Source organism: Enterobacter cloacae complex sp. 677-3DZ2D5B, from assembly GCF_004136695.1.
In the GTDB taxonomy this organism is placed as follows: domain Bacteria; phylum Pseudomonadota; class Gammaproteobacteria; order Enterobacterales; family Enterobacteriaceae; genus Enterobacter; species Enterobacter hormaechei_C.
Window position 1 is genome coordinate 1 of the sequence record NZ_QFLS01000025.1, and the last position, 6424, is coordinate 6424.

The following is a 6424-nucleotide window of genomic DNA, read 5'->3' on the forward strand; positions in this document are numbered from 1 at the left end:
GCTAACTTTGCAACAGTGCCGGATTGAATATAACCGACGTGACTGTTACATTTAGGTGGCTAAACCCGTCAAGCCCTCAGGAGTGAATCATGACCGTAGTCACGACCGCCGATACCTCCCAACTGTACGCACTTGCAGCCCGACATGGGCTCAAGCTCCATGGCCCGCTGACTGTCAATGAGCTTGGGCTCGACTATAGGATCGTGATCGCCACCGTCGACGATGGACGTCGGTGGGTGCTGCGCATCCCGCGCCGAGCCGAGGTAAGCGCGAAGGTCGAACCAGAGGCGCGGGTGCTGGCAATGCTCAAGAATCGCCTGCCGTTCGCGGTGCCGGACTGGCGCGTGGCCAACGCCGAGCTCGTTGCCTATCCCATGCTCGAAGACTCGACTGCGATGGTCATCCAGCCTGGTTCGTCCACGCCCGACTGGGTCGTGCCGCAGGACTCGGAGGTCTTCGCGGAGAGCTTCGCGACCGCGCTCGCCGCCCTGCATGCCGTCCCCATTTCCGCCGCCGTGGATGCGGGGATGCTCATCCGTACACCGACGCAGGCCCGTCAGAAGGTGGCCGACGACGTTGACCGCGTCCGACGCGAGTTCGTGGTGAACGACAAGCGCCTCCACCGGTGGCAGCGCTGGCTCGACGACGATTCGTCGTGGCCAGATTTCTCCGTGGTGGTGCATGGCGATCTCTACGTGGGCCATGTGCTCATCGACAACACGGAGCGCGTCAGCGGGATGATCGACTGGAGCGAGGCCCGCGTTGATGACCCTGCCATCGACATGGCCGCGCACCTTATGGTCTTTGGTGAAGAGGGGCTCGCGAAGCTCCTCCTCACGTATGAAGCGGCCGGTGGCCGGGTGTGGCCGCGGCTCGCCCACCACATCGCGGAGCGCCTTGCGTTCGGGGCGGTCACCTACGCACTCTTCGCCCTCGACTCGGGTAACGAAGAGTACCTCGCTGCGGCGAAGGCGCAGCTCGCCGCAGCGGAATGAGCGAACGTCGATATAGCCCGCTCGCGACGCTGTTCGCGGCGACCTTTCTCTTCCGGATCGGCAACGCGGTGGCGGCCCTCGCGCTTCCATGGTTCGTCCTGTCTCATACAAAGAGCGCGGCCTGGGCGGGCGCCACGGCCGCTAGCAGCGTCATCGCGACCATCATCGGCGCGTGGGTTGGTGGTGGCCTCGTCGATCGGTTCGGGCGCGCGCCCGTCGCATTGATCTCGGGTGTGGTGGGCGGCGTGGCCATGGCGAGCATCCCACTGCTCGATGCCGTTGGCGCCCTCTCGAACACTGGGCTGATCGCTTGCGTGGTGCTCGGTGCCGCGTTCGACGCACCCGGTATGGCCGCGCAGGACAGTGAGCTGCCCAAACTCGGCCACGTCGCCGGGCTCTCCGTTGAGCGCGTCTCGTCACTGAAAGCGGTGATCGGGAACGTCGCGATTCTAGGTGGCCCGGCCCTTGGGGGGGCCGCAATCGGCCTGCTTGGCGCTGCGCCAACGCTCGGGCTGACGGCGTTCTGCTCCGTCCTTGCAGGTCTGCTCGGCGCGTGGGTGCTTCCCGCGCGTGCCGCTCGGACGATGACCACGACGGCGACTCTCTCCATGCGCGCCGGCGTCGCTTTTCTCTGGAGCGAACCCCTGCTGCGCCCTCTCTTTGGTATAGTGATGATCTTCGTGGGCATCGTTGGCGCCAACGGCAGCGTCATCATGCCTGCGCTGTTTGTAGATGCAGGACGCCAAGTAGCAGAGCTCGGGCTGTTCTCCTCAATGATGGGGGCTGGTGGTCTCCTTGGCATTGCCATTCATGCGTCGGTCGGCGCCCGGATATCAGCGCAGAACTGGCTGGCGGTGGCATTTTGTGGCTCTGCGGTGGGCTCGCTTCTGCTTTCACAGTTGCCAGGCGTGCCGGTGCTGATGTTGTTGGGCGCGCTCGTGGGACTGCTGACCGGCTCAGTCTCTCCCATTCTCAACGCTGCCATCTACAACCGCACGCCGCCAGAACTTCTCGGCCGGGTACTCGGCACGGTCTCGGCGGTGATGCTGTCAGCCTCGCCCATGGTTATGCTTGCGGCCGGCGCGTTTGTCGACCTTGCTGGTCCGCTCCCTGGCCTCGTTGTATCGGCCGTGTTTGCGGGGCTCGTGGCTCTACTCTCGCTCCGTCTTCAATTTGCTACAATGGCGGCGGCAGCCACAGCCTCCGCCCCAACCCATACAGAAGGTGAACACTGATGCCCCGCCCCAAGCTCAAGTCCGATGACGAGGTACTCGAGGCCGCCACCGTAGTGCTGAAGCGTTGCGGTCCCATAGAGTTCACGCTCAGCGGAGTAGCAAAGGAGGTGGGGCTCTCCCGCGCAGCGTTAATCCAGCGCTTCACCAACCGCGATACGCTGCTGGTGAGGATGATGGAGCGCGGCGTCGAGCAGGTGCGGCATTACCTGAATGCGATACCGATAGGCGCAGGGCCGCAAGGGCTCTGGGAATTTTTGCAGGTGCTCGTTCGGAGCATGAACACTCGCAACGACTTCTCGGTGAACTATCTCATCTCCTGGTACGAGCTCCAGGTGCCGGAGCTACGCACGCTTGCGATCCAGCGGAACCGCGCGGTGGTGGAGGGGATCCGCAAGCGACTGCCCCCAGGTGCTCCTGCGGCAGCTGAGTTGCTCCTGCACTCGGTCATCGCTGGCGCGACGATGCAGTGGGCCGTCGATCCGGATGGTGAGCTAGCTGATCATGTGCTGGCTCAGATCGCTGCCATCCTGTGTTTAATGTTTCCCGAACACGACGATTTCCAACTCCTCCAGGCACATGCGTAAACGGAGGTGTGCAGAGTCCCTGCGGCAGGCGACGAACACGACCGTCGTCGATTAGTACCGGTACGGTCGGTGGTATCGAAGTCTTGATCACCACTCAGGTCTACGGCTTACAAATGGTGACCATCCCGATACTTGCGTCAGAGCACCGGGCCGATTCTTTGACAGTGAATCACTCCCGTAAGGTTGTGCCGGTGTGGGTGTCCCGGGTCGAGACGATACTCCGCCAATGCGCCCAGCAAACAACCTGGCCATCGCAGGTGGTGGGGAGCGGTGTGGCGGATGAGTTGGACAAGTTGGTGTAGCAGCACGAGCACGGCGAGATAACATCGCAGGAGTTCGACATGCTCAAGAGACAGCTGATTGCGAATCGCGATGCAGATTCATAACCCGATTGCGGGTTGGCTTCACTCCACCATCACCGAGCAGACTAGCACGGCGGGCTCTGTTGCAAAGATTGGCGGCAGTCAGAGGTAGGCTGTCGCTCTGCGCCGATCAGGCGGCTGCTGCGAAATGGTGGTTGAGCATGCCCATGGCCTCCGTCAGCGCCGAGGGCCCAATGCCAAAAGCTCTCTCCACAAGGCGCACCTCGCCCCTGATGCCGGGCTGCAGGCACCAGGGGCGAGCCTGTCCTTTGCGCAGGGCTCGCATGACTTCGAATCCCTTGATCGTGGCATAGGCCGTGGGGATCGATTTGAAACCGCGCACCGGCTTGATCAGTATCTTGAGCTTTCCGTGATCGGCCTCGATCACGTTATTGAGATACTTCACCTGCCGGTGGGCCGTCTCCCGGTCCAGCTTTCCTTCGCGCTTCAATTCGGTGATCGCTGCACCATAGCTCGGCGCTTTGTCGGTATTGAGCGTGGCAGGCTTTTCCCAGTGCTTCAGGCCTCGCAGGGCCTTGCCCAGGAACCGCTTCGCTGCCTTGGCGCTGCGGGTCGGCGACAGGTAGAAATCGATCGTGTCGCCCCGCTTGTCGACTGCCCGGTACAGGTAGGTCCACTTGCCCCGCACCTTGACGTAGGTTTCATCCAGGCGCCAGCTCGGATCAAAGCCACGCCGCCAGAACCAGCGCAGCCGCTTCTCCATCTCCGGGGCGTAGCACTGGACCCAGCGATAGATCGTCGTATGGTCGACCGAAATGCCGCGTTCCGCCAGCATTTCCTCAAGGTCGCGATAGCTGATCGGATAGCGACAATACCAGCGCACCGCCCACAGGATCACATCACCCTGGAAATGGCGCCACTTGAAATCCGTCATCGTTCCGTCCGTCCAATCTCCGCCAAGCATGCTCAAGCTTCACGATTTTTGCAACAGAGCCCACACGAGTATTGAGCATAGTCGAGATTGGTGCAGATCACTTCTGATATTGAACTGTCAGGAGCTGGCTGCACAACAGCCATTACGCCCAATCAACTGGTGCAGTCGTCTTCTGAAAATGACATTTGGTATCTCTCATAAACGGATGTTTTTGAGAGAACTATCTTCGGCCTTCACACGCACGAAAGGCGGCGAAGCTCCGCCGTTAATCCGTCCGCCGGAGATCTCGCCCAGGCAGGCTGAAGGCCGAGCAAGCCTGACAGGCCCGAAAAGCCCGGCACGGGCGTCGGCGGCGATGACGGCGGCGGCATTATCCAGGGTTGATGATGGAAGTGGAGGATATCGACAACCTCTCGCGCAACCAAGACATCGCGGTCGGACTGCAAGTGATCTTGAAGCCACGGGCCCGTCCCACCCCGACATGGACCTCGATGCCCGAACGGACGTTAGATTTCGAGTTCTAGGCGTTCTGCGATGAAGGTTGGATCCCAGCCGGGATTGAAAGTGTCGACGTGGGTGAATCCGAGCCGCTCGTATAGGCCACGCAGGTTCGGGTGGCAGTCGAGCCGCAGCTTGGCGCACCCCTGCGTTCGCGCGGCATGGCGGCAAGCCTCGATCAGCGCGGAGCTGACACCCCGGCCCGCATGTGTCCGTCGCACCGCGAGCTTGTGCAGATATGCGGCCTCCCCCTTGAGGGCGTCGGGCCAGAACTCGGGATCCTCGGCCGACAAGGTGCAACAGCCGACGATGCCGTCGCTGCAACTCGCGACTAGGAGCTCGGATCTCAGGACGAAGGTCTCCGCGAATGTCCGGTCGATCCGCGCGACGTCCCAGGCGGGCGTTCCCTTGGCGGACATCCACGCCGCAGCGTCGTGCATCAGCCGCACAACCTCGTCGATATCACCCGAGCAGGCGACCCGAACGTTCGGAGGCTCCTCGCTGTCCATTCGCTCCCCTGGCGCGGTATGAACCGCCGCCTCATAGTGCAGTTTGATCCTGACGAGCCCAGCATGTCTGCGCCCACCTTCGCGGAACCTGACCAGGGTCCGCTAGCGGGCGGCCGGAAGGTGAATGCTAGGCATGATCTAACCCTCGGTCTCTGGCGTCGCGACTGCGAAATTTCGCGAGGGTTTCCGAGAAGGTGATTGCGCTTCGCAGATCTCCAGGCGCGTGGGTGCGGACGTAGTCAGCGCCATTGCCGATCGCGTGAAGTTCCGCCGCAAGGCTCGCTGGACCCAGATCCTTTACAGGAAGGCCAACGGTGGCGCCCAAGAAGGATTTCCGCGACACCGAGACCAATAGCGGAAGCCCCAACGCCGACTTCAGCTTTTGAAGGTTCGACAGCACGTGCAGCGATGTTTCCGGTGCGGGGCTCAAGAAAAATCCCATCCCCGGATCGAGGATGAGCCGGTCGGCAGCGACCCCGCTCCGTCGCAAGGCGGAAACCCGCGCCTCGAAGAACCGCACAATCTCGTCGAGCGCGTCTTCGGGTCGAAGGTGACCGGTGCGGGTGGCGATGCCATCCCGCTGCGCTGAGTGCATAACCACCAGCCTGCAGTCCGCCTCAGCAATATCGGGATAGAGCGCAGGGTCAGGAAATCCTTGGATATCGTTCAGGTAGCCCACGCCGCGCTTGAGCGCATAGCGCTGGGTTTCCGGTTGGAAGCTGTCGATTGAAACACGGTGCATCTGATCGGACAGGGCGTCTAAGAGCGGCGCAATACGTCTGATCTCATCGGCCGGCGATACAGGCCTCGCGTCCGGATGGCTGGCGGCCGGTCCGACATCCACGACGTCTGATCCGACTCGCAGCATTTCGATCGCCGCGGTGACAGCGCCGGCGGGGTCTAGCCGCCGGCTCTCATCGAAGAAGGAGTCCTCGGTGAGATTCAGAATGCCGAACACCGTCACCATGGCGTCGGCCTCCGCAGCGACTTCCACGATGGGGATCGGGCGAGCAAAAAGGCAGCAATTATGAGCCCCATACCTACAAAGCCCCACGCATCAAGCTTTTGCCCATGAAGCAACCAGGCAATGGCTGTAATTATGACGACGCCGAGTCCCGACCAGACTGCATAAGCAACACCGACAGGGATGGATTTCAGAACCAGAGAAAGAAAATAAAATGCGATGCCATAACCGATTATGACAACGGCGGAAGGGGCAAGCTTAGTAAAGCCCTCGCTAGATTTTAATGCGGATGTTGCGATTACTTCGCCAACTATTGCGATAACAAGAAAAAGCCAGCCTTTCATGATATATCTCCCAATTTGTGTAGGGCTTATTATGCACG

7 protein-coding genes are annotated in these 6424 nt (G+C 61.5%); 3 read left to right on the forward strand and 4 right to left on the reverse strand.

The genetic code is table 11. From position 1 onward, the window contains the following. The first annotated feature begins 89 nt into the window (after positions 1-89). From DD597_RS24410 to mphR(A), 3 genes are read left to right on the forward strand one after another with little or no spacing between them, the layout of a single operon-like run. Entirely contained in the window at positions 90-995 is a 906-nt protein-coding gene (locus DD597_RS24410; protein WP_000219391.1) for an Mph(A) family macrolide 2'-phosphotransferase, read from the forward strand. Beyond that, positions 992-2230: a macrolide resistance MFS transporter Mrx(A) gene (gene mrx(A), locus DD597_RS24415; protein WP_000004159.1), complete on the forward strand. Its 1239-nt coding sequence runs from the start codon at positions 992-994 to the stop codon at positions 2228-2230. The genes DD597_RS24410 and mrx(A) overlap by 4 nt, the downstream gene beginning before the upstream one ends. Next, on the forward strand, positions 2230-2814 hold the full coding sequence (mphR(A), locus tag DD597_RS24420) for a macrolide-binding transcriptional repressor MphR(A) (RefSeq protein ID WP_001137892.1): 585 nt from the start codon (positions 2230-2232) through the stop codon (positions 2812-2814). The genes mrx(A) and mphR(A) overlap by 1 nt, the downstream gene beginning before the upstream one ends. Positions 2815-3306: 492 nt before the next feature. On the opposite strand, the gene DD597_RS24435 is transcribed toward mphR(A), so the two are convergent. From DD597_RS24435 to DD597_RS24460, 4 genes are all read right to left on the reverse strand, one after another. Continuing rightward, a complete protein-coding gene (locus DD597_RS24435; protein WP_001389365.1) occupies positions 3307-4071 on the reverse strand; it encodes an IS6-like element IS6100 family transposase in 765 nt (254 codons plus the stop codon). Between the two features lie 506 nt (positions 4072-4577). Continuing rightward, entirely contained in the window at positions 4578-5078 is a 501-nt protein-coding gene (locus DD597_RS24445) for a GNAT family N-acetyltransferase (protein ID WP_000376623.1), read from the reverse strand. Positions 5079-5205: 127 nt separating this feature from the next. Then, positions 5206-6045 carry a sulfonamide-resistant dihydropteroate synthase Sul1 gene (sul1, locus tag DD597_RS24455; RefSeq protein ID WP_000259031.1) on the reverse strand — a complete coding sequence of 280 codons (840 nt, stop codon included), beginning with the start codon at positions 6043-6045 and terminating at the stop codon, positions 5206-5208. Continuing rightward, positions 6039-6386: a quaternary ammonium compound efflux SMR transporter QacE delta 1 gene (locus DD597_RS24460; protein ID WP_000679427.1), complete on the reverse strand. Its 348-nt coding sequence runs from the start codon at positions 6384-6386 to the stop codon at positions 6039-6041. Before DD597_RS24460 ends, sul1 begins: the two co-directional genes overlap by 7 nt. Between the last annotated feature and the right edge of the window lie 38 nt (positions 6387-6424).